Origin of the sequence: Rhodococcus sp. DT1 (genome assembly GCF_049844875.1) — a bacterium.
Lineage (GTDB): Bacteria > Actinomycetota > Actinomycetes > Mycobacteriales > Mycobacteriaceae > Rhodococcus.
This window is the reverse complement of sequence record NZ_JBNCLW010000007.1, coordinates 92743-117136: the sequence shown is the minus strand read 5'-3', so window position 1 is coordinate 117136 and position 24394 is coordinate 92743. Positions and strand designations below refer to the sequence as shown.

The window sequence follows — 24394 nt, the reverse complement described above, 5'->3', positions numbered from 1 at the left end:
TATTGAGAGTTATATATACGTAAACTGAAAGTGGATAGGGGAGCGCATGTTGCTGGATCCGAGTCCGGATCAAGAGTTCTTCCGGGACACCACATCTCGGTTCCTCGCCGACCGGGTGCCCGTGGCCGAGATCCGTCGCCTCCGCCACGACCCGGCGGGGTTCGGCGCGGAATACTGGCGAAGCGGTGCCGAGCTCGGTTGGACCAGCCTGCTCGCGGGGGACGCCACAGGTGGCGGGTCGATCGGCGACCACGGCCTCGTCGATCTGACCTTGGTCGCATACGAGTTCGGTACGCATGCGGCTCCGGGCCCGCTGGTCCCCACCAACGTCGTCACCGACCTCCTGAGCCGGCACGCCGAGGCACACGGCGATGTTCTGACTTCACTCGTGGAAGGAACTGCCACCGCTGCATGGTGTTTCGAGGAGCCTCGTGCGGGCGGCGCAGTAGCCTCCGACGGTGTCGAGATCACGGTGGACGGCGACGAGGTCGTCGTGCGCGGAACGAAGCGTCCCGTCGAGGCGGCGGTCTCGGCCGACTTCCTGCTCGTGACCGGCCGTACCGGTGACGGCCTCACCCACGTGCTCGTGCCGCGTGACGCCCCCGGTGTGCGGATCGTTCCCCTGAAGTCCATCGACATCACCCGGCGCTACGCCGCCGTCGAGTTCACCGAGGTACGCCTACCCGCCACCGCGCTCGTCGGTGCCGCGGGCGGCGCCGCAGCCGACACCGAACGTGCGCTGCGAGTCGGCGCCGTGCTGGGCTGCGCAGAATCCGTCGGCGCGCTTCAGGCCGCCTTCGACCTCACGGTGGCATGGGCGTTCGACAGGTACTCGTTCGGTCGCCCCCTGGCCTCCTACCAAGAACTCAAGCACCGGTTCGCCGACATGAAGATGTGGCTCGAGGCCAGCCACGGCATCAGCGACAGCGCAGCATACGCCGTGGCGACGCAGGCAGCGGACGCGCCCGAACTCGTCTCGGCCGCAAAGGCGTACATCGGTCACTACGGCGGAGAACTGTTCCAGGACTGCATGCAGATCCACGGCGGTATCGGCATCACGTTCGAGCACGACCTGCATCTGTTCGCGCGCCGCGGCGCCGCCAACCGGTCGAACTACGGGACGCCCGCCGAGCATCGCGCCCGCATCGCCGACATCGTCGAATACCAGGAGGCCAACCGATGACCGTCGAGAGTTCGGCGACCGACCGGGATGTGGAATCGCTCGACGATTTCCGTGCCCGCGCCCGCACATGGATCAGCGCCAATCTGCAACGGTCCGACTTCGCGTCCCACATCGGGGTGCTGCGCGAGGAAAGCTCCGACGAGGAAGAACTCGCCGCGGTCCAACGGGAACGCGACCTTCAGCGCGCACTCTTCGACGCCGGACTCGCAGGAATCTGCGTGCCCCGCGAATACGGCGGGCAGGGGCTCACGCGGCCGTACCAGCAGGTACTCAACGAGGAACTCCGCGGCTACGAATACCCGTCGCGGCTACAGGTGCCCACCTTCGTGCCGTGCACCGCGGTCCTGCTCGAGTTCGGTACCGAAGAGCAGAAGCGGCGCCACATCCCCGCCATCCTCAAGGGCGAGGAACTGTGGATGCAGATGCTGTCCGAACCGAGCGGGGGATCCGATGTCGCGGGCGCGGTGACCACTGCGGTGCGCGACGGCGAAGACTGGATTCTCAACGGCTCGAAGATCTGGACCACCGGGGCATGGTGGTCGGACTGGGCGCTGTGCCTGGTGCGCACCAACTGGGATGTGCCCAAGAACCGCGGCCTGACCGTGTTCATGCTGCCGCTCAAGCAACCGTCCATCGAAGTGCACCGCATCGAAATGCTCAGTGGCTCCAGCGAATTCTGCCAGGAGTACCTCACGGATGTGCGTGTGCCCGACAGCGATCGCATCGGCGAGGTCGACGACGGCTGGACCGTGGGAACGCGGTGGATGTTCCACGAGCGGATGTATCAGAACTCGCCGTACACCACGATTCCGGCGGGTTCGGTGCGCGGCGGATCCCGTATCTCGGAATTGTTCGCGGTCGCCCGCGACGCGGGTCGGCTCGACGACCCGGTCGCACGCGATCTTCTCGGCGAGGCCCGCGCGCTCGAACTGGCCAAACAGGCACTGAACAAACGCGTCGGGCAAGGGATGGCGGCGAGGACGATCTCGGACCAGTCCGCGAGTATCTCCCGGTTGATGTCCGGCGTGGTCGAATCCCGCCTGGTCACCATCGGATACGAGTTCACGGGCGCGGACGGCGCCGCGTGGGACGAGGACGACGGCGCGGTTGCCGAGCGCGGAGTCGACTATTTGCTGCGCCAGGTGTGGTGCATCGCCGGCGGCACCACCGAGATGGCGCGCAACGCGATCAGTGAGCGGGTGCTCGGCATGCCGCGCGAGCGCAGCCACGATCCCAATCTCGCATTCCGCGACGTGCCGAAGGGCCGCGCTGCGGGATAGGCGAGATCAGGCCTTGCCGGTGCCGGAGGCGATCCCCTTGTCGATCTGCTCGACGAGCACCGTGCCGAGGCGGGTGAGTTCACGCACCTGAGAGTCGTCGAGTCCGTCGAACACCAAGCGCTGGACAGTGTCCACGTGCGCGGGGGCGGACTCGACGACTTTCGCGTGCCCGGCGTCGGTGAGCACCGCGTAGGACCCGCGGGCCCCGGTGACCGGTTCGCGCCGCAGCCACCCGCGTTTGCCGAGTCGGGTCACGACATGGGACAGGCGCGAGAGCGACGCGTTGGCCTCGGTGGCGAGCGTGCTCAGCTGCAACCGGCGCCCGGGAGCCTCCGACAGCACGGCGAGCACGAAGTACTCGAAGTGCGTCATGTCCGAGTCGCGCTGCATCTGGGTGTCGAGGGCCGCGGGTAGCCGGGTGATCACCGAGACCAGCACGCGCCACGCCGCCTGCTGGTCCGCATCGAGCCACCTCGGGTCGCTGTTCATTGCCGGTGTCCTCGTTTCCGTAGTCCTGTGTCCAGCCTGTCAAAGCCGTGGTGGGTGTATCCGGCGGGGGAGTCGGTTCGGCAAACCGGCCCGCACGCGCTACGATACTTGAAGCTTCAACTTAAGGAGTTTCATGAGCGAGATGCCTGCCCTCTACCTCAGCCACGGGGCACCGCCCCTGGTCGACAGCGACCTGTGGGTGAAGCAGCTCCGCACCTGGGCCGCGGGTCTGCCGCGCCCGACGGCGATCCTCGTGGTCTCGGCGCACTGGGAATCCGCACCCCTCACGATCGGGTCGACCACCACGGGGACACCACTCGTCTACGACTTCGGTGGCTTCCCACGCCGCTTCTACGAGGTCACCTACGCCTCGCCGGGAGCACCGGACCTCGCGCGCCGGGTCGCGATGCTGATGCCCGACGGGGAGCCCGTCGTACAACAACCGCACCGGGGCCTCGACCACGGCGCCTACGTGCCGCTGACCGTGATGTATCCCGACGCGGACGTCCCGGTCCTGCAAATATCGCTGCCGAGCCTGGACCCGCAGCGCCTGCTGCTCCTCGGTGAGCGGTTGCGGCCGCTGCGTGACGAAGGAGTGCTCATCGTCGGCTCCGGTTTCACCACCCACGGACTCCCGTTCCTGCGCGACCCGCGGCCCGAAGCCCCGGCGCCGGGGTGGTCCGCGGAGTTCGACCAGTGGACGGGCGAACAACTGGCGCGCGGGGATGTCGACGCACTGCTGGATTTCCGCAACCGCGCACCCGGCATGCCGTACGCGCATCCGACCACCGAGCACTTCGCTCCGCTGTTCGTCACCCTCGGCGCATCCCGCGACCCGGCGCAGCCGCCCGAACAGGTCATCGACGGATTCTGGATGGGACTGGCGAAGCGGTCGATCCAGGTCGCCTGAGACACGTGGCCGTTCCGGAGGCGGCGCACGTCCGGTTGCGGACGACCGCGCCTGCGCCGCCCCGGATGATCCCTGGGATGATGTCCTCATGTCCGGCGAGCCCACCACCATTCCCGCAGCCACCACCGATTCCCCCGCAGGTGGCTGGTCCGATTCGACCACGACGCGAGAGCAGTTCCGGCAACTGGCGCGCGAGCATCGCGTGGTCCCCGTGACCCGCAAGGTGCTCGCCGACGCGGAGACACCGCTCTCGGCGTACCGCAAGCTCGCCGACGACCGTCCCGGCACGTTCCTGCTCGAGTCCGCCGAGAACGGCCGGTCGTGGTCCCGGTGGTCGTTCATCGGCGCGGGCAGCCCCGCGGCGCTGACCGTGGTCGACGGCGAAGCCGCGTGGTACGGGCACGTCCCCGCCGGCACACCCACCGGGGGCAACCCGCTCGACGTGCTCAGGGACACCCTCGAACTGCTCCACACCGACCGCATCCACGGTTTGCCGCCCCTGACGAGCGGCATGGTCGGGTATCTCGGCTACGACACCGTGCGCTATCTCGAAAAGCTGCCGAACCTCTCCGACAACGACCTCGAGATTCCCGAACTCGTGATGATGCTCGCGACCGATCTCGCCGCCGTGGACCACCACGAAGGCACCATCTGGCTCATCGCCAACGCGGTGAACTGGGACGGGACCGATCAGCGCGCGGACGAGGCCTACGACGACGCGGTCGCACGCCTCGACCGGATGACGGCCGCGCTCGCCGCACCGGCACCGGCCACCGTCGCGACGTTCTCGCGCCCCGAACCGGCATACCGTCGTCAGCGCACCACCGAGTCGTTCGGCACCGACGTCCGCAAGCTCATCGGCGACATCGAAGCCGGCGAAGCGTTCCAGGTCGTGCTCTCGCAACGTTTCGAAATCGACTGCGACGCTGCGCCCATCGACGTCTACCGCATGCTCCGCGCGTCGAACCCGAGCCCGTACATGTTCCTGCTGCACATTCCGGGACCGGACGGCGACACGGCGTTCTCCATCGTCGGCTCGAGTCCGGAGGCGCTGGTGACCGTCGCGGACGGCACGGCCACCACACATCCGATCGCCGGGACGCGGTGGCGAGGCGCCGACGAGGAAGAGGACACCCTGCTCGAGAAGGATCTCCTGCACGACGAGAAGGAGAACGCCGAGCACCTCATGCTCGTCGACCTCGGGCGCAACGATCTCGGCCGGGTGTGCGCGCCAGGCACCGTGAAGGTGCACGACTACCGGCACATCGAGCGGTACAGCCACGTGATGCATCTCGTGTCCACCGTCACCGGGCGGCTGGCCGAGGGCAAGCGCGCGCTCGACGCCGTCACCGCGTGCTTCCCGGCGGGAACCCTCTCGGGCGCTCCCAAGGTGCGGGCGATGGAATTGATCGAAGAACTCGAACCCACCCGCCGCGGCATCTACGGCGGCATCGTGGGCTATCTCGACTTCACCGGTGACGCAGATACCGCCATCGCGATCAGATCGGCGCTCATCAAGGACAAGGTCGCGTACGTGCAGGCCGGCGCGGGCATCGTCGCCGACTCGGTACCCGACGCGGAGGACACCGAAGCCCGCAACAAGGCGATGTCCGCGCTCGCAGCGGTCGCTGCGGCCGCGACCGTCACCAACTACAGCGGGGACGCGCGGTGACCGCCCCGGACCCGCAGACCGGCGACCATGCCCGCCCGCGCACAGGCGTGAGCAGGCGCCCCACGGTCGTGGCGGCGGGGCTTCTCGCCCTCGGCGCGGCCGCACTGTGGGGTTCGAGCCGGATGACCTGGGTGCGGGCCGAATCGTCGGACGGGCTCGGTGCCGATCGTGTCACCGACCTCGAAGGTGCGAGATGGGCCGCAGCCACCACACCCCTCGCGCTGGCCTTGCTGGCCGCCATCGCCGCGGCGTTCGCGGTCCGGGGACGGGCCCTGCGTGTCGTCGCGGTCGCGGTCGCGGCGGTTGCGGTGGCGGCTGCTGTTCCCGCGGTGCAGCTGCTTGCCGGCGGCGGAGATCCGGAGACGGCGGCCAGGATCGCCGAACTTCCGGGCCGTGCCACGGTCACCGCGGTGACCGTGTCGCCGTTGCCGGCGGTCCTGGCGCTGCTGGGCGCGGTCCTGGCGCTCGGCGCCGCGTTCGCACTGTGGCGGACCCCGCGCGAGCAGGCAGGGTTGTCGTCGAAGTACGACAGCCCCGCAGTACGCCGTGACGCGGCGGTGCGACGGGCCGACACCGACGAACCGATGACCGAACGGACGCTGTGGGACGCAATGGATGCGGGGGAGGATCCGACCGTCGACCACGGTGACGAGGGGCACGACGACGAGGGCCCGTCGGATTCGGGTACCCGGCGATGAGCGCCGTGGGCACGCGCACTAGGCTCTGAGGAAATCCGATGAGCTTAATCACATCGGGATTGACAAGGGTGGGAAAGGACTCGAGCCACGATGACAGTTCTCGACTCGATTCTCGAAGGTGTGCGAGCCGACGTCGCCGCCCGTGAGGCAGTTGTCGACTTCGCTTCCGTCAAGGCCGCCGGTGCTGCCGCGCCCGCGCCGATCGACGCGAAGGCCGCTCTCCGCGAGCCCGGCATCGCAGTGATCGCCGAAGTCAAGCGCGCCAGCCCGTCCAAGGGTGCGCTCGCCGACATCGCCGATCCCGCCGAGCTGGCCAAGGCCTACGAAGCAGGCGGTGCACGCGCGATCAGTGTGCTCACCGAGGAGCGTCGCTTCCACGGCAGTCTCGCCGACCTCGATGCCGTGCGGCGCGCGGTGCGGATCCCGGTGCTCCGCAAGGACTTCGTCGTGGGTCCGTACCAGATCCACGAGGCGCGTGCCCACGGTGCAGACATCGTGCTGCTCATCGTGGCGGCCCTCGAGCAGACCGTGCTGACGGCGTTGATCGACCGCACGGAATCGCTCGGGATGACCGCCCTGGTGGAAGCCCACACCGAGGAAGAAGCCGACCGCGCGCTCGAGGCCGGCGCGACCGTGATCGGCATCAACGCCCGCAACCTCAAGACTCTCGAGGTCGACAAGAACACCTTCGGCCGCATCGCGCCCGGACTGCCCAGCCACGTCATCAAGATCGCCGAATCGGGTGTGCGGGGACCGGCCGACCTGCTCGCCTACGCCGGAGCAGGAGCCGATGCGGTGCTGGTCGGCGAGGGTCTGGTGACCAGTGGCGACCCGCGTCAGGCCGTCGCCGAACTGGTGACCGTGGGCACACATCCGTCGTGCCCCAAGCCTGCACGCTGAACCGTCGCCGGGGCCGGACCCGGGCACGATCCGCGTCGCCACGTGGGGCAGACTGAAGACGTGACTGCAGACGATTCCGCACTTTTCGCCAAGGGACACGGCCTTCCCTCGATGAGTGACGCCGTATCCACCCCCACCGCCCACGAGCCGGACGTTCGTGGCCACTACGGGGTGTTCGGTGGACGCTACGTCCCCGAGGCGCTCATGGCGGTCATCGAAGAGGTCACCGCCGCGTACGAGAAGGAACGGACCGACCCCGGATTTCTCGCCGAACTCGACCGGCTGCAGCGTGACTACACCGGCCGGCCGTCCCCGGTGTTCGAAGCGACCAGACTGAGCGAGCACGCGGGCGGGGCCCGCATCCTCCTCAAGCGGGAAGATCTGAACCACACCGGTTCCCACAAGATCAACAATGTGCTGGGGCAGGTCCTGCTCGCCAAGCGCATGGGAAAGACCCGCGTCATCGCTGAGACCGGTGCGGGGCAGCACGGTGTCGCCACGGCCACCGCCTGCGCTCTGCTCGGGCTCGAGTGCCGCGTCTACATGGGCGAGGTCGACACCGAGCGCCAAGCCCTCAACGTCGCGCGGATGCGCCTGCTGGGATCCGAGGTCGTCGCCGCCAAGACCGGGTCGCGCACCCTCAAGGACGCGATCAACGAAGCGATGCGCGACTGGGTGACCAACGCCGACAACACGTACTACTGCTTCGGCACCGCCGCCGGACCGCACCCGTTCCCCGCCATGGTGCGCGACTTCCAGCGCATCATCGGACTCGAATCGCGTGTGCAGGTGCGGGCGATGACCGGTCGCCTGCCCGACGCGGTCGTCGCGTGCGTCGGCGGCGGCTCGAATGCCATCGGCATCTTCCATCCGTTCATCGACGACCCGTCGGTCAAGCTGATCGGCTGCGAAGCCGGCGGCGACGGCGTCGACACCGGCCGGCACGCCGCGACCATCGGGGGCGGCACCCACGGCGCACTGCACGGTGCCTACTCGTACCTGCTGCAGGACGAAGACGGACAGACCATCGAATCGCATTCCATTTCGGCAGGTCTGGATTATCCGGGTGTCGGTCCCGAGCATTCGTGGCTCGCCGACATCGGTCGCGCGGAGTACCGGGCGATCACCGACAGCGAGGCGATGGATGCGTTCGGCCTGCTGTGCCGGACCGAAGGCATCATTCCCGCGATCGAGTCCGCGCACGCCGTGGCCGGAGCCCTGAAACTCGGACCCGAGCTGGGGGAGGGCGCGATCATCCTCGTGAGCCTGTCCGGCCGGGGCGACAAGGACGTCGACACCGCAGCCAAGTGGTTCGGCTACCTCCCGGACAACGCCAGCGACAGCACCCAAGGAGCCGCGCAGTGAGCGCCCCGCACGAACGCCTCACCCAGATATTCGACACCTGCCGGGCGGAGAACCGCGCCGCGCTCATCGGATATCTCCCCGTCGGCTATCCGACCGTCGAACGCTCGCTCGAAGCCATGACCACCCTGGTCGAGGGCGGGTGCGATCTCATCGAGGTCGGCATCCCGTACAGCGACCCGGTGATGGACGGCACCACCATCCAGGAAGCGGCCTTCGAGGCGATCGCCAACGGCGTCAAGGTGCGCGACGTGTTCCGGGCGATCGAAGCGGTGAACGCCGCCGGCGGCGCAGCGGTCGTCATGACGTACTGGAACCTCGTGATGCGCTACGGCGTCGACAACTTCGCCCGTGACCTCGCCGCTGCCGGCGGACTAGGGATGATCACCCCCGACCTCATTCCCGACGAGGCCGAAGAGTGGATCGCCGCCGCGGAGAAGTACGGCCTGGGCCGGACGTTCCTCGTCGCCCCGTCGTCCACCAACGAGCGCCTCGCCAAGACGCTCGACCAGTGTGTGGGCTTCGTCTACGCGACGTCGACGATGGGTGTCACCGGCGCCCGCGACAAGGTCGACAACCGTGCACCCGAGATCGTCGCCCGGGTGCGCACCCACAGCGACATCCCGGTCGGCGTCGGACTCGGCGTCCGCAACGGCGCGCAGGCCGCCGAGATCGCCGGGTACGCGGACGGCGTGATCGTCGGCTCGGCGCTGGTGACGGCGGCGGCCCAGGGCCGCGACGCGCTGCTCGCCCTGACGCAGGATCTCGCGAGGGGCGTGCGCTCGGCTACCGTGGCCTCGTGACATCGACTGCGTCTGTTCTGGCTTATCTGCCGAGCCCCTCACAGGGCGTCTGGTACGTCGGGCCCCTGGCTCTGCGCGCCTACGCCCTCTGCATCATCGTCGGCATCGTCGTCGCCATCTGGTGGGGCGATCGTCGCTGGGTCGCCCGCGGCGGCAAGCCCGGCACGGTTCTCGACATCGCCGTGTGGGCCGTGCCGTTCGGTCTCATCGGCGGCCGTCTCTACCACGTCCTCACCGACTGGCAGACATACTTCGGGGAGGGCGCGAACCCTGCGGATGCCCTGAAGATCTGGGAAGGCGGCCTCGGAATCTGGGGGGCCGTCGCGCTCGGCGCCGTCGGAGCCTGGATCGGCTGCCGCCGCCGCGGCATCCCGTTGCCCGCGTTCGGCGACGCGCTGGCACCCGCCATTCTGCTGGCCCAGGCCATCGGGCGACTCGGCAACTGGTTCAACCAGGAACTCTACGGGCGGGAAACGACCGTCGCGTGGGGCCTCGAGATCTACCAGCGCAGCGACGACGCCGGTCGCGTATCGCCGGCATTGATCGACGGCGTCTCCACCGGCGAAGTGGCCTTCGTCGTCCACCCGACCTTCCTGTACGAGTTGCTGTGGAACGTCGCCGTGGTGATTCTGCTGGTGCTGATCGACCGCCGATTCACCATCGGGCACGGACGACTGTTCGCGCTCTACGTCGCGGGCTATTGCGCCGGACGGTTCTGGATCGAGCTGATGCGTGCCGATGCGGCAACCGAGATCGCCGGAATCCGCGTCAACACCTTCACCTCGGGCATCGTGTTCGTGCTGGCGGTCGCCTACGTGATCTTCGCGCGTAAGGGCCGTGAAGATCCGGCCACGCTCGGCGGCACGCCTGCCGACCCACAGGTCGCGCCGGGCGACAAGGACTCCGCAGCCGAGACGGCCGAGGGCGAATCGACTGCCCCCGAGACGCCCCGCGCAGCGGACGACGACGGGACCGAAGTCGCAGCTAAACTAGATGGTTCACGGCCAGGCAAGAGCAAGGGAGACAACTCGTGACCGCACCGGACCCGGGCGCGTCCGACTCGCGCGACGCCGAACCTGCCAAGCCGGACCTGCGCAAACACTCCGATACCGGGACACCGGGCGGAGACACCGCGCACCACGACGAGCCGACCCGGGATTTCGGCCGGACCTTCGACTACGACGCGACCGCGCAGGCCTCGCTCTCCGAGCAGCAGCCCCCGGCGGAGTCCTTCGGCGGTCACACCGGAACCCCCGGCCCCGGCTGGGATACCTACTCCGGGATCGGCAACGGTCCCGGCTGGGGCACCACGCCGAGTTACCCTCCGCCGGCGGCGCACCAGTCCGACTATCCGCCCCCGAGCGGCTATCCCTACCCCGGTCCGAACCAGGGGCAGGAATCGGCGTCGCCGGGTCCCGTCTACGGCACTCCCGACCCGGGCTATCCGACTTCCGCCCCCGGCTTTCCCGCGCAGGATGTCCCGCAGCCGGGATACGGCACTCCGCCTGCCTACGGACCTCCGCCGGCCTACGGCAGCCCCCAGGGCTACGGCGCGCCCCAGGGATACGGCACCGATCCTTCCGCCCCGTTCGGACGCGACCCCTATACCGGCGAGGCGTACTCGGACAAGTCGAAGGTCACGGCCGGCGTACTCGAAATCCTGCTCGGCGCCTTCGGTGCAGGACGCTTCTACCTCGGCCAGCCCGGCACGGCGGTGGCGCAGATCGCCGTCACATGGTTGACCTGCGGTATCGGGGGGATCTGGCCGCTCATCGACGGCATCTTGATGCTCACCGGCAAGGTGCGCGACGAGCACGGGCGGCCGCTCCGCCCGTAACGGCCGGCACCGACCGGTGACGGGTTCACCCGTGCGGCGAACCTCCGGCCCGGACCGGACGGCCAGGATTGAACCCGACCGCACCGGGTATACGCGGTCCGTGTCGCCCCTCGATCTTTCCAGCCGCACCCGATCCGCAGGACCCCTGCGTTCGGCCGTGTCCGGAGTGTTCCGGGCCGCCTCGGCGCTGCGGGGTGCGCGAGCGTTCCACCCCGAAGGCGCGTTGTTCCGCGGCCACCTGGACGTACGGGTGGACGGCGGGCCCGTGCCTCCGGGGCGCTATGCCGTCACCGGCCGGCTTTCCCGGGGCATCGGGCTGCCCGCCGGCGTTCCCGACATTCTCGGTCTCGCGCTGCGGGTCTCCCTGGAATCGGGTCCCTGGGATCTGCTGCTCGCGACCTCGTATCTCCCGGCGCGGGCGGTACTGCTCCCGGTGCGCGGCTGGGGGAGCGCGCGCTACAGCAGCCTCGCCGCGTACCGCAGATACGGGGACGACCGGGTGCGATGGGTCCTCGCGACGCCCGTGGGACGGCAGCCGAACACCACATCGGCGGACGATCTCCGGCCCGAGGTGGCACCGCTCGTCTTCTCGCTCGGCTGGGCGCCGGCGCGGGGCGCGGCACTCCCGTTCGGGAATGTCACCCTCACCTCGCGACTCGCGGTGGACGATTCCGAGATGACCTCGTTCGACCCGGTGGTGCACTGTCCCCCTACGTTGCGGATGTGGCCCGACTTCGTCGCAGAGATTCGCCGGGACGCGTATCGCGGCAGCCGCGCGGGACGGGCAGCCTCCCTCGATGCGTGAGGTTCTCGACGCGTGAGACCGACGGTGTCCATGTATCCGGTAGATGAGGAGACGACGTGATGGCAGAGAAGAAGAATCGTTCGGACGGCCCCGGCAAGACGACCGACGAGAGCGCGTCGCACGCCCGCGAACCCAAGGGCGGCCGGCCCGGACCCGCCGACGAAGGCGGGACCGGCGGGATGGCGACCAGGGAGAACGCACCCGAAATAGCAGAGGACCAGAAGGACTGACACACCGGGCTGCCGCTCCGGGTGCGCGCGTGCGGGTTACGGACTCCGATGGTGGGCGCGCACCATGGGGGCTAGGCTCGAGGCGTGACCCGACGTACCAAGATCGTATGCACAATGGGCCCGGCTACCTCGGACCCCGACGTCCTCCGGGAACTCGTCGACGCCGGCATGGATGTGGCGCGGCTGAACTTCAGCCACGGAGATCACGCCGATCACGAGCTCCAGTACAACCACGTTCGTGCCGCCGCCGAGTCGTCCGGCAAGGCGGTCGGCGTGCTCGCCGACCTCCAGGGACCCAAGATTCGTCTGGGCCGATTCGCCGACGGCCCCACCGTCTGGAACAACGGTGAACTCGTCCGCATCACCGTCGACGACGTCGAAGGCACCCACGACCGCGTCTCGACCACGTACAAGGAACTCGCGCAGGACGCGGTCGCCGGCGACCGGTTGCTCGTCGACGACGGCAAGGTCGGCCTCGTGGTCGAATCCGTCGAAGGAAACGACGTGGTCTGCCGCGTGACCGAGGGCGGCCCGGTCAGCAACAACAAGGGCGTCTCCCTGCCCGGGATGAACGTCTCCGTTCCGGCGCTGTCCGAAAAGGACATCGCCGACCTCGAATTCGCGCTGCAGCTCGGTGTCGACTTCATCGCTCTGTCGTTCGTGCGTTCCCCGGCCGACATCGAACTCGTGCACGAGATCATGGATCGTGTCGGCCGGCGTGTCCCGGTCATCGCCAAGCTCGAGAAGCCCGAAGCGATCGAGAACCTCGAAGCGGTCGTGCTGGCATTCGACGCGGTGATGGTCGCTCGCGGCGACCTCGGTGTGGAACTGCCGCTCGAAGAGGTCCCGCTGGTGCAGAAGCGCGCGATCCAGATCGCCCGGGAGAACGCCAAGCCCGTGATCGTCGCGACGCAGATGCTCGAGTCGATGATCGAGAATTCCCGCCCGACCCGCGCGGAGGCATCCGACGTCGCGAACGCCGTACTCGACGGCGCCGACGCCGTCATGCTGTCCGGCGAGACCTCGGTGGGCAAGTTCCCGATCGAGACCGTCAAGACGATGGCGCGCATCATCGCGGCCGTCGAATCGGATTCGACCGACGTTCCCGCGCTGACCCACGTGCCCCGCACGAAACGCGGCGTGATCTCGTATGCGGCCCGCGACATCGGCGAGCGGCTCGATGCGAGCGCACTCGTCGCGTTCACGCAATCGGGCGACACGGTGCGCCGACTCGCGCGGCTGCACACAAGGCTCCCGCTGCTCGCCTTCACGCCCGCGCCGAGTATTCGCAATCAGCTGGCACTGACGTGGGGCACCGAAACGTTCTCCGTGCCGCCGGTGGACACCACCGACCAGATGGTCGAGCAGGTCGACGCGGCGCTGCTCTCGCTCGGGCGTTACCAGCGTGGCGATCTCGTGGTGATCGTCGCAGGTGCCCCTCCGGGACGGACGGGTTCGACCAACCTGATCCACGTACACCGGCTGGGGGAGAAGGACACCCGGTGACGGGTGTCGACACGTCGGATCTCCACGTCCTCCTCGGACTGTTCGATCTCGAGCAGACCGGGGAAGACGTGTTCCGCGGCGAACATCCCCCGCAGGTCGGTGCCCGGACGTTCGGAGGGCAGCTCGTCGCGCAGGCGCTCGTCGCGGCGGGACGCACGGTCGGAGACCGGCCGGTACACGCGATCAACGCGCACTTCATCCGGGGTGGAAACGTCAAGGCGCCCATCGAGTACCGGGTCGCGCGGCACCGTGACGGTCGTGACTTCGCGAACCGGATGGTGACCGCCTACCAGGACGGGCAGGAACTGTTCGTCATGCTCGCGGCGTTCCAGCGCTGGGGGAAGGGACTCGAGCATTCCGTCGGGGTTCCGGAAGTTCCTCTGCCGGAAACACTTCCATCCATCGGGGAGCGGTTGCAGGGGTTCGAGGCACAGTTGCCGTACTTCGCGGGGGCACTCAAGCCCATCGACATGCGGTACGCGAACGACCCCGCATGGGTGCTGCGGGGCACCGGCGAGAAGCTCAACCACAACCGTGTCTGGATGCGTCCCGACGGTGAGATGCCCGGCGATGCGCTGCTGCACGCGGCGACTCTGGCCTACAGTTCCGACACCACGGTCCTCGACTCGATTCTGACCACGCACGGATTGTCGTGGGGTCTCGACCGGATCGTCGCGGCCACCGTCAATCATTCGATCTGGTTCCACCGCCCGCTCCGATTCGACGACTGGCATCTCTACGCCACCGAGTCGCCGGTCGCGGCCGGGTCGCGCGGGATGGCGACGGGCCGGTACTTCGACCTCGACGGGCAACTCGTCGCGACGGTTGTGCAGGAAGGTCTGGTGCGGCACTTCCCGTCCCGCCGCTGAGCGACGCTCACGCCCGGTCGCCGGAATCGCCGGTCATCCGCTCGAGCGCCGCCGACAACCGTCGCAGTGCCGACACGGCCTCCTCGAAGTCGTCGCAGCCCATCTCGTCGCACAGACGGCGCGCGGCCGTCGCGTGCGCGGGGCCGATCTGTGCGACCGCCTCGAGACCCGCCGGCGTCGCGGCGACCAGCTTCGCGCGGCGATGCGCCGGGTTCGGCCGGTATTCCGCGAGACCCTGCTCGACGAGCAGATCCGCGATGCGCTGCACGCTCTGGCGGGTGATACCCATCTCGCGTGCGATCCCCGCGACGGGCAGCGGCGTGGTGAGTACGGCGCCGAGTACCTGCCAGCGCGAGGCGGTCAGACCCGCGGGTGCGGCGAGGGTGTCCGCGAGGTCCAGGAACTGGCCGTTGAGGCGGAACGACGTCAACGCGGCGGCGCTGAGCAGTTCCGGAATCGAGGTTTCGGTCGTGCTCATCCCTCGTGTGCCGTCAGTTCGTAGTATCCCGACGGGTCGTGCTCGCCGTACAGCTTGTACCAGGCGGTGAGCACCTCGGGTGTGTACAGATCCAGACGCTCGAAGATGGCGCGGGCGAACTCGACCGGCGCTATCCCGCTCGCGGTGAGGAGGTCCCGGTCGGTGACGGCCAGGTCGTCGCGATAGAGGTGCGCGCCGCCGTATCCGACGCTCTCCAAGAATTCCCTCGCATTGCTCGTGTGGGCGTGGTCGTCGAGCAGCCCCGCCCGCGCGAGTCCGCCGGTCGCTCCGCACATCGCGGCGACCGGGACGCCCGCGTCGAGGAACTCTCTCGCTTTGTCGGTGAACGGAGTGAACGCCTCGGTGGGCCAGATGTTGTTGCCGGCGAGCACGAGCATTGCGGAGAAGGCCGGATCCACCTCGTCGAGTGTGACGTCCGGCACGATGCGGAGGCCGCCCATGGTGGTGACCGGGTCGCGTCCGGTCGAGACGGTGCGGACGCTGTAGCGCCCCGGCTGACGTTGGAAGTCGGGATCTGCGATGCCCGACATCGCGTATCCGATCTCCCAGTCGGCGAGCGTGTCGTACACGGCGAAGTACACGATGCCATCCATGACAGTATGCTGTCTGCATGACAGCGTGCTGTCAATGGTGTGCCGCCGATGGACGATTTGCCCGACCGCAGCGTCGACGATTAGCCTCGTATCGACCACTCGGTGGTTTTGCTGTCGTCTAGGGTCGAGCCCGACCCATCGGAGGGGACATGTTCGGCATGAATCGAGCACAGGACATGCACACACGTGCGGGCGTCGCCGCCCCGTCGTGTTGTTGCGCCTGCCGCTGATACCCCCGACCGGGGCATAGGTCCCCCTCGGGAGCCGTGCCCGAAATCCGTCCCCCGAACCGTGCGCTGTTGGCCTCGTCACCCGAGCCCGCGACGGTTCGAAAGGATCCTCCGCATGTCCGATTCGACGGCACTTCCCGTCATCGATCTCGCCGACTTCGATGCACCCGAAACACGCGATGCTGCGCTCGACCGTCTTCGCACCGTCACGCACGAGATCGGCTTCTTCCACCTCGCCGGCCACGGAATCGGTCCCGCGGCGGCCGATCGCCTGATTGCTGCCTCCCGCGAGTTCTTCGCGCTTCCCGACGCCGCCAAACTCGAGGTCGAGAACAGCCACTCACCACACTTCCGCGGTTACACCCGGGTCGGCGGTGAGCGCACCCAGGGCCACGTCGACTGGCGCGAACAACTCGACATCGGGCCGGAACGCGACGCCGTCGCCGAGTTCGATCCGGCGCGTCCCTGGGAGGTGCTCCACGGACCGAACCTGTGGCCCGCGCAGGTTCCGCAGTTGCGCCCGGCAGCAGTGGAGTGGATGGACCGACTCCAGGTGGTCGGTCTCCGCTTGCTGCGCGCCTGGGCCGAATCCCTGGGGGCCCCCGCAGATTTCTTCGACGAGGCCTTCGCCCACCCGGACCCGTTGCTCAAGATCGTGCGCTATCCCGGCCACGATCGATCGGTGACCGACCAGGGAGTGGGCAGCCACAAGGATGTCGGCGCGCTGACCCTTCTGTACCCCGAACCCGGGAGCACCGGCTTTCAGGTGCAGCGCGACGGCGCATGGTTCGAGGTCGATCCGCTCCCGGGGCACCTTCTCGTCAACATCGGCGAACTGCTCGAGGTGGCCACCGGCGGATATCTCACGGCGACCGTCCACCGCGTCGAACCGCCGGCGACAGGAACGGATCGGGTGTCCCTGCCGTTCTTCCTCAATCCCGCACTCGACAAAGCGCTGCCCACCCTCCCGCTGCCGGATCATCTGGCGGCCGCGGCGCGGGGCGTGGGACACGACGCGCACGGCGGAGCGCTGCACGCGGTGTACGGACTGAACGCGCTCAAATCCCGGTTGCGTGCTCATCCCAATGTCACCGATCGGTACCACGCGGAGTTGCTCCGCTCGTTCGAACTCGGCCGATGACCGCGTCGTCGCCTGCCGCCCCCGCACCGCCGGATTCGTCCGGCCCGACCACACGTCCGCCGTAGCCTGAGAGCCGACCCGTCCGGACTGCGTGATCCCGCGTCGTCCGGGGCGCTCCCACAGTTCCACCCTGCCGAGCACCGGCAGTTCCACAACGGAAGGTAGTACCCGATGTTCCTGCGTCGTACCGTCGTCGCGACCACCGCTTTCACCCTCGCCCTCGGCCTGGCAGCCTGCTCGTCGTCCGGAGGAGACGAGAACACCCTGCGGATCTCGGCCTCGTCCACGCCGCACGTCGAGATCCTCGATCACCTCGTGAGCACCGGTGCGCTCGGCGACTACCAGCTCGACATCCTCGACATCACCGGTGAGGTCGATCCCAACGAGTTGCTCGAAGCCGGTGACGTGGACGCGAACTTCTTCCAGCACGAGCCGTACCTGATCGACTGGCAGAAGCAGAACGGTGTCGACGATCTCGTCGCCGTTGCAGACGTGCACCTCGAGCCGCTGAGCCTGTACTCGAACAAGATCGGGTCGCTCGACGAGTTGAAGGACGGCGACACCATCGCGGTGCCGCGTGACACCACCAACTACGCCCGCGCGCTGTACCTGCTCGAATCGGCCGGGCTGATCGAGATGGACGTGCCGTTCGACCAGGCAGATCTGTCGGTGGTCACCGAATCGAACATCACCGCGAATCCGAAGAACCTGAAGTTCCTGGCGATCGAGCGGCCCCAGCTCGCGCGTCAGCTCGACGACGCGCAGGTCACCGCCGCCGTCATCAACTCCAACTACGCCCTCGAGGCCGGACTCACCCCGGCCGAGGACGGCATCGTCACCGAGCAGGTCGACGGCAACCCCTTCTCCAACCTGCTCGTCGTGCGCGCCGAGAACGAGAACGACCCCGCGGTGGTCGCACTCGCGGACGCTCTCGAGTCGCCGGAAACCGCTGCGTGGATCGAGGAGACCTACTCGGGTTCCGTCGTTCCGGTCCAGCCCACGAACTGATGATCGTCGTCGACAATCTCGTCAAGACCTTCCCCGGCGCCGGTGGCGCCGGGGAGGTCGCGGCGTTGCGAGGGGTTTCTCTCGACATCCCGGACGGAGAGATCTTCGGCATCGTGGGTCCGTCCGGATCGGGTAAATCCACTCTTCTCCGGTGCCTGAACCTCCTCGAAAAGCCCACGTCGGGTCGTATCCTTCTCGGCGGGGACGACCTGTCGACTCTCTCCGGGGCCGAACTGCGCTCCGCCCGGCGCCGGATCGGCACCGTCTTCCAGCAGTTCAACCTGCTGCATTCGCGCACCGTCCTCCGCAACATCGAGTTGCCACTCGAGCTCGCCGGCTTGGGCAAGGACGAGCGGCGCGCCCGCGCGGCGTCGCTGATCGACCTCGTCGGCCTGTCCGGCAAGGAGAAGAGCTACCCGTCCCAGTTGTCGGGCGGCCAGCAGCAACGCGTCGGCATTGCGCGCGCGCTCGCCGCAGAACCCGAGGTGCTGCTGTGCGACGAAGCGACCAGCGCCCTCGACCCCGACACCACCGAGCAGGTTCTCGACCTCGTCGCCGAGGTGAACCGCACCCTGGGCGTGACGGTTGTGGTGATCACCCACGAACTCGGGGTGCTACGCAGAATCTGCACGTCGGCGGCGCGACTCGAAGCCGGCCGGATCGTGGAGACCGGGCGCATCACCGACCTCGTCGCCTCACCCGACTCTGCGCTCGGTGCCGCGATGCTGCCGGTCGGTGACGACCCCTCTCTGGGGTCGAGCGCCGACACCGCAGTGGTCACGGCGATCGGAGACGCGGCGCACGGGCCGTGGCTGTCCCAGATGATCCGGGCTGCGGACGCCGATATCGCCGTCGTCGGCGGGCGCGTCGAGCAGGTGGGCGACGTGACCGTCGGCCGGATGCGTTTGCGATTCACGACGGACACCGACCACGCCCGGGTCGAACGATTCGTGGACCAGCACCCGCACCTGACCCTGTCGTGGGGCGCGGGGACCGAACTGGAGGGACTCACCGAATGAGGTCACATCCGCGATGAACAAGCTCACGTGGTACGACTCCTTGCCCGAAGTGTGGGAGGCGACCCTCGAAACGCTGTACATGGTCACGGTGTCGTTCGTGCTCACGGTGATCGGGGGAGTGCTGGTGGGCATCGTCCTGCAGGTCACCTCCCCGTCGGGCCTCCTGCCGCGGCGGACACTCAATACGGTGCTCGGTGTGATCGTGAACCTGTTCCGGTCGTTGCCGTTCCTGATCCTGCTCATCGCGCTGATCGGAGTCACCCGGGCGATCGTCGGTACAGCGATCGGCCCGACGGCGGCGATCGTCCCGCTCACCATCGGGGCCATCCCGTTCTTCGCGCGGATCGTCGAATCCGCGCTGCGGGAGGTGCCGCGCGGCCGGGTCGAAGCAGCCCAGGCGATGGGAGCGTCGACCGGGCAGATCGTGCGGAAGGTTCTCCTGCCCGAAGCCGTCTCGCCTCTCGTGGCCGGTGCGACGCTCACCCTGGTCCTTCTCGTCGGGTACTCCGCCATGGCCGGTGTCATCGGCGGCGGCGGACTCGGCGACTTCGCGATCGTGTACGGCTACCAGCGGTTCAACACGCCGGTGCTTCTGGTTGCCGTGGTCGTGCTGATCGTGATGGTGCAGATCATGCAATCGGTCGGCGACGGCATCATCCGGGCCTACGCGCACCGGCGGTGATCGTCGACAGATACAGGCCGGTGACGAGCCACTAATCGATTGCGAGACGTATGTCACAGTTGATAGTATTTCCGTTACCAAACCCGCTCTCTTCGAGCGGAAGGGAAGCAGAACGCCGAATCCGTTGACAGCGGAGGTGCACACCGTCGTACCGAGAAGGGCATCGGTCGGCAGGGGTGCGGACGTGGGGGCGTCCGGCAACTGTTCTCCAGGGAGGGAACGGAGAGATCGTGATGGCTGCACACCGTCGAAAGGCATCCGAGAACGCGCCGTCGTCGCAGCGGAGGATACTCGCCATACTTGTTCTTTCCGGCATGCTCACCATCGGCTTCGTCGCTGCCGCACTCACCGGTTCGTACTCGGTGGGGCTGATCTCGTCGCTGCTCATCGGAGCGTGCATCATCGTGGCGCACCTGATGATCGCGCCCGGCGCGATCATCGGACGGGGGACTGTCCATGGTCCCGCTCGGCACGAAATCGCACCTCCGCCACGAGTATTCGAGATCCGTCACGGCTGATTAGTGCCTCCGTATCCGGAGCGCGTCCGCAACACCCGGGGCGCTCCGGATCGTTCTGCACGGTGACGGTCACGGCCGGTGTGGCACCGGGGCGCCGCCGTGAGTCGCCGGGACGGACACCGGCCGAACCGAAAAGGGACAGATCCGCTCCAGGAGTTTGGGCGCGTTGTGCGGTGGTACGACACCGCTACTGCACGCACTGTGCGCCGACCTCCTGAAAGGTGAAACCCTTGTTCCGTCACACAGATCACCTCCAGTTCGACGTCAAACCCGAGAAGCCGGACCCCGTCTACGCCCGCAAACTCCAAGAACTCATCGGCGGCGCATACGGCGAAATGACCGTCACCATGCAGTACCTGTTCCAGGGATGGAACTGCCGGATGCCCGGCAAGTACAAAGACATGATCATGGACGTCGCCACCGAAGAAATCGGCCACGTCGAAATGATCGCCACCATGGTCGCCCGGCTCCTCGAAGGCGCACCGGCCACCGAATCGACCAAGAACGCCGCCGCCGACCCCGTCGTCGCCGCCGTACTCGGCGGGATGGACCCGCAACAGGCCATCGTCTCCGGCGGCGGACCGACACTCGCCGACAGCAACGGTGTGCCCTGGAACGGACGGTTCATCGTCGCGAGCGGCAACCTGCTCGCCGACTTCCGGGCCAACGTCGCCGCCGAAGCCCAAGGCCGGGTACAAACCGCGCGTTTGTATCACATGACCGACGATCCGGGTGTCAAGGACATGCTCGAGTTCAACCTGGCGCGCGATACGTACCACCAGAATCTGTGGCTCGCGGCGATCGAGGAACTGCAGGCCGACGGAATCGAGCCGTCCCCGATCGCACCGAACGCGTTGTTCGACGAGGAGCATTCCGAACATGCCACGAGCCTGTGGCATCTGTCGGACGGTGTCGCCTCCGATCAGGGCCGGTGGGCGCACGGTACCGGTCCCGACGGGTCGACGCCGATGTCGTTCCTGGCCGATCCGGTTCCGCTCGGTGATGTGGCCAGTGCGCCGCCGCCGGATCCGAAGCTGTACGCGACCTATGACGGGTCGCAGGGTGAGCCGCGTTCTGCTGCGCTGGGCACGGAGAAGGGATTGATGGGCAAGATGAAGGACGCAGTCAACACCGAACCCTGAGCAGGTGAGGGAGACGGCCGCCGGTGCCCGGCGGCCACGGACACCACGGAGTGGTTCGGGTCCGCAGTGGAAACGCACAGCGGCGCTCGGGCGCAGGAACCAAGGAGGGGCCGACATACGTCGGCCCCTCCCGTCGCATGTTTGGTGCTCCCGTACCGCGGGTACAAGTCCGGTACCGATAGGTCGGTCCAGCAGTGCGCCGCCCTCGCATCGAATGCACCGCGTGCCGCGCTTGGCACCGGCGAGGCGAAAGCGACACTGCTGATGGATCCGACGTATTTCGAACGGCTCATCGCCGCACTCTGGACGAGGTGTTCTCCACGCCCCCGATGGGCTCCCGCCCTCGGTGACGGGTGGATGAAAGCCCCGAGCCCCGTGCCTGCCGACCGTGTCGTCAGCATGCGCGCTCCGGAGTCACCGCGCGAATCAGCGCAGGTCGCCGGCTCGTCTTCAGCTCGGCATCGGATGCACACAACGCTCGCGCAGTGGGAGGCGGCGCCCCTCCGCTGTCGAGAGCACCGGCGCTACGGCCGCGGTCGGCAGCAGTAGCCGACTCCGACCGGCCACCGGAATACGCGAAAGAAGAAAGAGGAAGATCATGCGAATCGCGATGGTATCCGACGACATCAGCCCGCTCGCCACCTGCGGGCGTGCGGACACGGACCGCCGGAAAGCGCATAGTGCCGAGTTGTTCGCCGCTCTCGCCCGTGCGGGCCACGACGTGACCGTCTACACCCGGCGCGACAATCCTGATCTCCCCGAACGCGTCACCACAGCTCACGGATACACAGTGGTCCATGTACCCGCGGGCCCGGCAGCCCCGCTGGTGGAAGACGAAGTGCTGCCGACGATGGGCACGTTCGCAGGCTTCCTGGAAGCGGACTGGATGCGGCACCGTCCCGACGTCGCGCATGCGCATTCGTGGACATCGGGAATCGCCACCCAACTCGCCGCCCGAGCGCTCTCCCTCCCTACCGTGCAGACCTTCGCCACCCTCAGCGTTGCCGAATCCGCGCTGCAATCCGGTGGGGAGATGGACCTTTCGAGCCGGATGCGGCTCGAACGTGTGCTGGCGAAGGGAGCACATCATGTGGTCGCGACGTGCTCGGAACAAGTCTTCGAGTTGTCTCGGATGGGTCTGCCACGAACGCGGGCATCGGTAGTCCCGTCCGGCGTCGACGTCGACCACTTCACCGTCGCCGGATTCGGCACGGTCCCGTCGTCCCGTGGACGGTACCGGCTCGTGGCGGCGGGGCGGCCGGCGCCGGAGGACGGGTTCGACACCGCCGTCACGGCGTTGTCGCTGCTGCCCGACACCGAACTCGTCATCGCCGGGGGAGCCGCGCACGACGACGCGGCGGCGGACGAAACGGACCGATTGCTCGCGCTCGCCGACGAACTCGGGGTGCGCGAGCGAGTGCACATGGAGGGGCACGTCACGCGAGACAGGATGCCCGCATTGTTGCGTTCGGCCGACGTGGTGCTGTGCCCGTCGCGGTACGAACCGTTCGGGATCGTGGCGCTCGAGGCCATGGCGTGCGGACGCCCGGTGGTGGCGACCGCAGTCGCGAGCCTGCGCGACATCGTGGTCGACGGGGTGACCGGGCTCCTCGTACCACCGCGCTCCCCGCACGCCGTCGCTACGGCCGTACGGGAACTGATCGCTGATCCGGTGCAGCACGCGCTTTCGGTGTCGCGGGGCGCGATCGTGCCGAAACGCGCTATTCCTGGGGACGGGCCGTCGTCGACCTTGTCGGTGCCTACGAACGCGCTGTCCGGCAGTCCCTCGCCGAACCCGTCACGGTCCGCGCCGGCGCCTCCCGGTCGGGAGCACTGTGAGACCGGCGGCAGCGAGCGCTTCGGACCGGCCTCCGGCGACACGCGTCCCGACGCCCGCCGGATACGCCCCGCTCGCCCGGTGAGCCTCTAGCATCGGGCGCGTGACCGCCGCGCCCGACAGCACCAGCCCCTCCGCGCCGCTGCGGATACTCCTCTACAGCGACGACGCGGGTGTGCGCGCGCAGTTGAGGTCGGCGCTCGGAGACCGGGTGCACCCCGACCTGCCCCGGTTCGAGTACCTCGAAGTGGCCACCGCGCCGGTGGTGATCGCACATATGGACGCGGGCGACGTCGACCTCGCGATACTCGACGGTGAGACGGCGCCCGCGGGCGGACTCGGCATCGCGAAACAGCTCAAGGACGAGATCGATCCGTGCCCACCGATCGTGGTGCTCACGGGCAGAGCCGATGACGCGTGGCTCGCGTCCTGGTCACGTGCCGAGGCGGTCGTCACGCGCCCGATCGATCCACTGACGCTCGCCCGTGAAGTGGTACGACTGCTGCGTCCGGCCGGCCGCTGAACCGCCCGCGGGCCGATACCGAACCGACCGCTCCGTACCGAACGGCGCGCACGAACCTACCCCATCCGTACCTCGCTCCCGAGCGGACACGCGCGACGGAATTCTGCATCCGAAATCGCTGACAACTGCGGCACGAACGCTACTAGTGTGTGTGCGGTAGCTCACATGTGACCGAGTTGTCCCGGATTGCCGGGCTCGGGCACCGGGGACCGAGGTTCTGTGACTACGGCACGACCGGGAGACGTCAGCGGAACCGGAGGTGGCGATGAACGTCTATGTACCGATCCTGGTGCTGGGAGCGATCGCTGTCGCGTTCGCGGTGTTCTCGGTGGTCGTCGCTTCGATAGCCGGGCCGAGTCGCTACAACCGTGCCAAGCTCGAAGCCTACGAATGCGGCATCGATCCGACACCGCAGCCCGTCGGAGGCGGACGTTTTCCCGTCAAGTACTACCTCACGGCCATGCTGTTCATCATTTTCGATATCGAAATCGTCTTCCTGTATCCGTGGGCGGTGAATTTCGACGCGCTGGGCGTGTTCGGACTGCTCGCGATGGGGTTGTTCATGGTCAATGTGTTCGTCGCGTACGCCTACGAATGGAAACGCGGAGGACTCGCCTGGGAGTAGCCCGCGTGACGCACCGGCCGAGGGCGGTGTCGT

At 68.0% G+C, this 24394-nt stretch carries 25 protein-coding genes and 1 pseudogene; 23 read left to right on the top strand and 3 right to left on the bottom strand.

All coding sequences use genetic code 11. The annotated features are described in order from the left end of the window. The first annotated feature begins 46 nt into the window (after positions 1–46). Positions 47–1183: an acyl-CoA dehydrogenase family protein gene (locus ACLQ3J_RS18125; RefSeq protein WP_378527400.1), complete on the top strand. Its 1137-nt coding sequence runs from the start codon at positions 47–49 to the stop codon at positions 1181–1183. Next, positions 1180–2463, top strand: a complete 1284-nt coding sequence (locus ACLQ3J_RS18120) for an acyl-CoA dehydrogenase family protein (RefSeq protein ID WP_169620067.1) — start codon at positions 1180–1182, stop codon at positions 2461–2463. The genes ACLQ3J_RS18125 and ACLQ3J_RS18120 overlap by 4 nt, the downstream gene beginning before the upstream one ends. A gap of 6 nt (positions 2464–2469) precedes the next feature. Here ACLQ3J_RS18120 and ACLQ3J_RS18115 read toward each other — a convergent pair whose 3' ends face one another. Continuing rightward, positions 2470–2952, bottom strand: a complete 483-nt coding sequence (locus ACLQ3J_RS18115; protein WP_169620066.1) for a MarR family winged helix-turn-helix transcriptional regulator — start codon at positions 2950–2952, stop codon at positions 2470–2472. 142 nt (positions 2953–3094) lie between these two features. On the opposite strand from ACLQ3J_RS18115, the gene ACLQ3J_RS18110 reads away from it, so the two are divergent. The 12 genes from ACLQ3J_RS18110 (at position 3095) to ACLQ3J_RS18055 (ending at position 14544) form a co-directional block, all read left to right on the top strand. Then, entirely contained in the window at positions 3095–3862 is a 768-nt protein-coding gene (locus ACLQ3J_RS18110) for a dioxygenase family protein (RefSeq protein WP_169620371.1), read from the top strand. 88 nt (positions 3863–3950) lie between these two features. Next, a complete protein-coding gene (locus tag ACLQ3J_RS18105; protein ID WP_425904080.1) occupies positions 3951–5534 on the top strand; it encodes an anthranilate synthase component I in 1584 nt (527 codons plus the stop codon). Next, on the top strand, positions 5531–6232 hold the full coding sequence (locus tag ACLQ3J_RS18100) for a TIGR02234 family membrane protein (RefSeq protein ID WP_425904079.1): 702 nt from the start codon (positions 5531–5533) through the stop codon (positions 6230–6232). The genes ACLQ3J_RS18105 and ACLQ3J_RS18100 overlap by 4 nt, the downstream gene beginning before the upstream one ends. A gap of 90 nt (positions 6233–6322) precedes the next feature. Beyond that, positions 6323–7132 carry an indole-3-glycerol phosphate synthase TrpC gene (gene trpC / locus ACLQ3J_RS18095; protein WP_169652927.1) on the top strand — a complete coding sequence of 270 codons (810 nt, stop codon included), beginning with the start codon at positions 6323–6325 and terminating at the stop codon, positions 7130–7132. A gap of 111 nt (positions 7133–7243) precedes the next feature. Beyond that, positions 7244–8497 (top strand): tryptophan synthase subunit beta, encoded by a 1254-nt coding sequence (gene trpB / locus ACLQ3J_RS18090; RefSeq protein WP_169620370.1) that lies wholly within the window; start codon positions 7244–7246, stop codon positions 8495–8497. After that, positions 8494–9297, top strand: coding sequence for a tryptophan synthase subunit alpha (gene trpA, locus ACLQ3J_RS18085; RefSeq protein ID WP_296550590.1), 804 nt, complete (start codon positions 8494–8496; stop codon positions 9295–9297). Before trpB ends, trpA begins: the two co-directional genes overlap by 4 nt. After that, entirely contained in the window at positions 9294–10331 is a 1038-nt protein-coding gene (gene lgt, locus ACLQ3J_RS18080) for a prolipoprotein diacylglyceryl transferase (protein WP_378527398.1), read from the top strand. Before trpA ends, lgt begins: the two co-directional genes overlap by 4 nt. Then, positions 10328–11134 carry a TM2 domain-containing protein gene (locus ACLQ3J_RS18075; protein ID WP_346765063.1) on the top strand — a complete coding sequence of 269 codons (807 nt, stop codon included), beginning with the start codon at positions 10328–10330 and terminating at the stop codon, positions 11132–11134. The genes lgt and ACLQ3J_RS18075 overlap by 4 nt, the downstream gene beginning before the upstream one ends. A 157-nt stretch (positions 11135–11291) precedes the next feature. After that, a complete protein-coding gene (locus ACLQ3J_RS18070) occupies positions 11292–11939 on the top strand; it encodes a phosphodiesterase (RefSeq protein ID WP_296550593.1) in 648 nt (215 codons plus the stop codon). Between the two features lie 59 nt (positions 11940–11998). Beyond that, on the top strand, positions 11999–12169 hold the full coding sequence (locus tag ACLQ3J_RS18065) for a hypothetical protein (RefSeq protein ID WP_296550594.1): 171 nt from the start codon (positions 11999–12001) through the stop codon (positions 12167–12169). 84 nt (positions 12170–12253) lie between these two features. Then, entirely contained in the window at positions 12254–13675 is a 1422-nt protein-coding gene (pyk, locus tag ACLQ3J_RS18060) for a pyruvate kinase (protein ID WP_169652924.1), read from the top strand. Further along, positions 13672–14544, top strand: a complete 873-nt coding sequence (locus tag ACLQ3J_RS18055) for an acyl-CoA thioesterase (protein ID WP_169620059.1) — start codon at positions 13672–13674, stop codon at positions 14542–14544. Before pyk ends, ACLQ3J_RS18055 begins: the two co-directional genes overlap by 4 nt. A gap of 7 nt (positions 14545–14551) precedes the next feature. Here the strand turns inward: ACLQ3J_RS18055 and ACLQ3J_RS18050 are convergent, their stop codons facing one another. Together ACLQ3J_RS18050 and ACLQ3J_RS18045 are read right to left on the bottom strand one after the other, a co-directional pair. Then, positions 14552–15022: a MarR family winged helix-turn-helix transcriptional regulator gene (locus ACLQ3J_RS18050; protein WP_169652922.1), complete on the bottom strand. Its 471-nt coding sequence runs from the start codon at positions 15020–15022 to the stop codon at positions 14552–14554. Further along, positions 15019–15636 carry a DJ-1/PfpI family protein gene (locus tag ACLQ3J_RS18045; RefSeq protein ID WP_425904077.1) on the bottom strand — a complete coding sequence of 206 codons (618 nt, stop codon included), beginning with the start codon at positions 15634–15636 and terminating at the stop codon, positions 15019–15021. Before ACLQ3J_RS18045 ends, ACLQ3J_RS18050 begins: the two co-directional genes overlap by 4 nt. Before the next feature lie 345 nt (positions 15637–15981). Here ACLQ3J_RS18045 and ACLQ3J_RS18040 point away from each other — a divergent pair, with 345 nt between their 5' ends. The 9 genes and pseudogenes from ACLQ3J_RS18040 (at position 15982) to ACLQ3J_RS18000 (ending at position 24361) form a co-directional block, all read left to right on the top strand. Then, entirely contained in the window at positions 15982–17007 is a 1026-nt protein-coding gene (locus ACLQ3J_RS18040) for an isopenicillin N synthase family dioxygenase (RefSeq protein ID WP_425904075.1), read from the top strand. Positions 17008–17178: 171 nt separating this feature from the next. Further along, on the top strand, positions 17179–18015 hold the full coding sequence (locus ACLQ3J_RS18035) for a MetQ/NlpA family ABC transporter substrate-binding protein (protein ID WP_169620055.1): 837 nt from the start codon (positions 17179–17181) through the stop codon (positions 18013–18015). Beyond that, positions 18015–19034, top strand: coding sequence for a methionine ABC transporter ATP-binding protein (locus tag ACLQ3J_RS18030; RefSeq protein ID WP_378527475.1), 1020 nt, complete (start codon positions 18015–18017; stop codon positions 19032–19034). The genes ACLQ3J_RS18035 and ACLQ3J_RS18030 overlap by 1 nt, the downstream gene beginning before the upstream one ends. Positions 19035–19047: 13 nt before the next feature. Continuing rightward, positions 19048–19716: a methionine ABC transporter permease gene (locus tag ACLQ3J_RS18025; RefSeq protein WP_169652918.1), complete on the top strand. Its 669-nt coding sequence runs from the start codon at positions 19048–19050 to the stop codon at positions 19714–19716. 233 nt (positions 19717–19949) lie between these two features. Beyond that, positions 19950–20234, top strand: a complete 285-nt coding sequence (locus ACLQ3J_RS18020) for a hypothetical protein (protein WP_425904073.1) — start codon at positions 19950–19952, stop codon at positions 20232–20234. A gap of 230 nt (positions 20235–20464) precedes the next feature. Next, positions 20465–21376 (top strand): manganese catalase family protein, encoded by a 912-nt coding sequence (locus tag ACLQ3J_RS18015; protein ID WP_425904071.1) that lies wholly within the window; start codon positions 20465–20467, stop codon positions 21374–21376. Between the two features lie 598 nt (positions 21377–21974). Beyond that, positions 21975–23215: pseudogene (locus tag ACLQ3J_RS18010) on the top strand (glycosyltransferase). A 92-nt stretch (positions 23216–23307) separates the two neighbouring features. Beyond that, positions 23308–23736 carry a response regulator transcription factor gene (locus tag ACLQ3J_RS18005; protein WP_169620366.1) on the top strand — a complete coding sequence of 143 codons (429 nt, stop codon included), beginning with the start codon at positions 23308–23310 and terminating at the stop codon, positions 23734–23736. A gap of 265 nt (positions 23737–24001) precedes the next feature. Next, positions 24002–24361, top strand: a complete 360-nt coding sequence (locus tag ACLQ3J_RS18000) for an NADH-quinone oxidoreductase subunit A (protein ID WP_169620050.1) — start codon at positions 24002–24004, stop codon at positions 24359–24361. Positions 24362–24394: the final 33 nt, after the last annotated feature.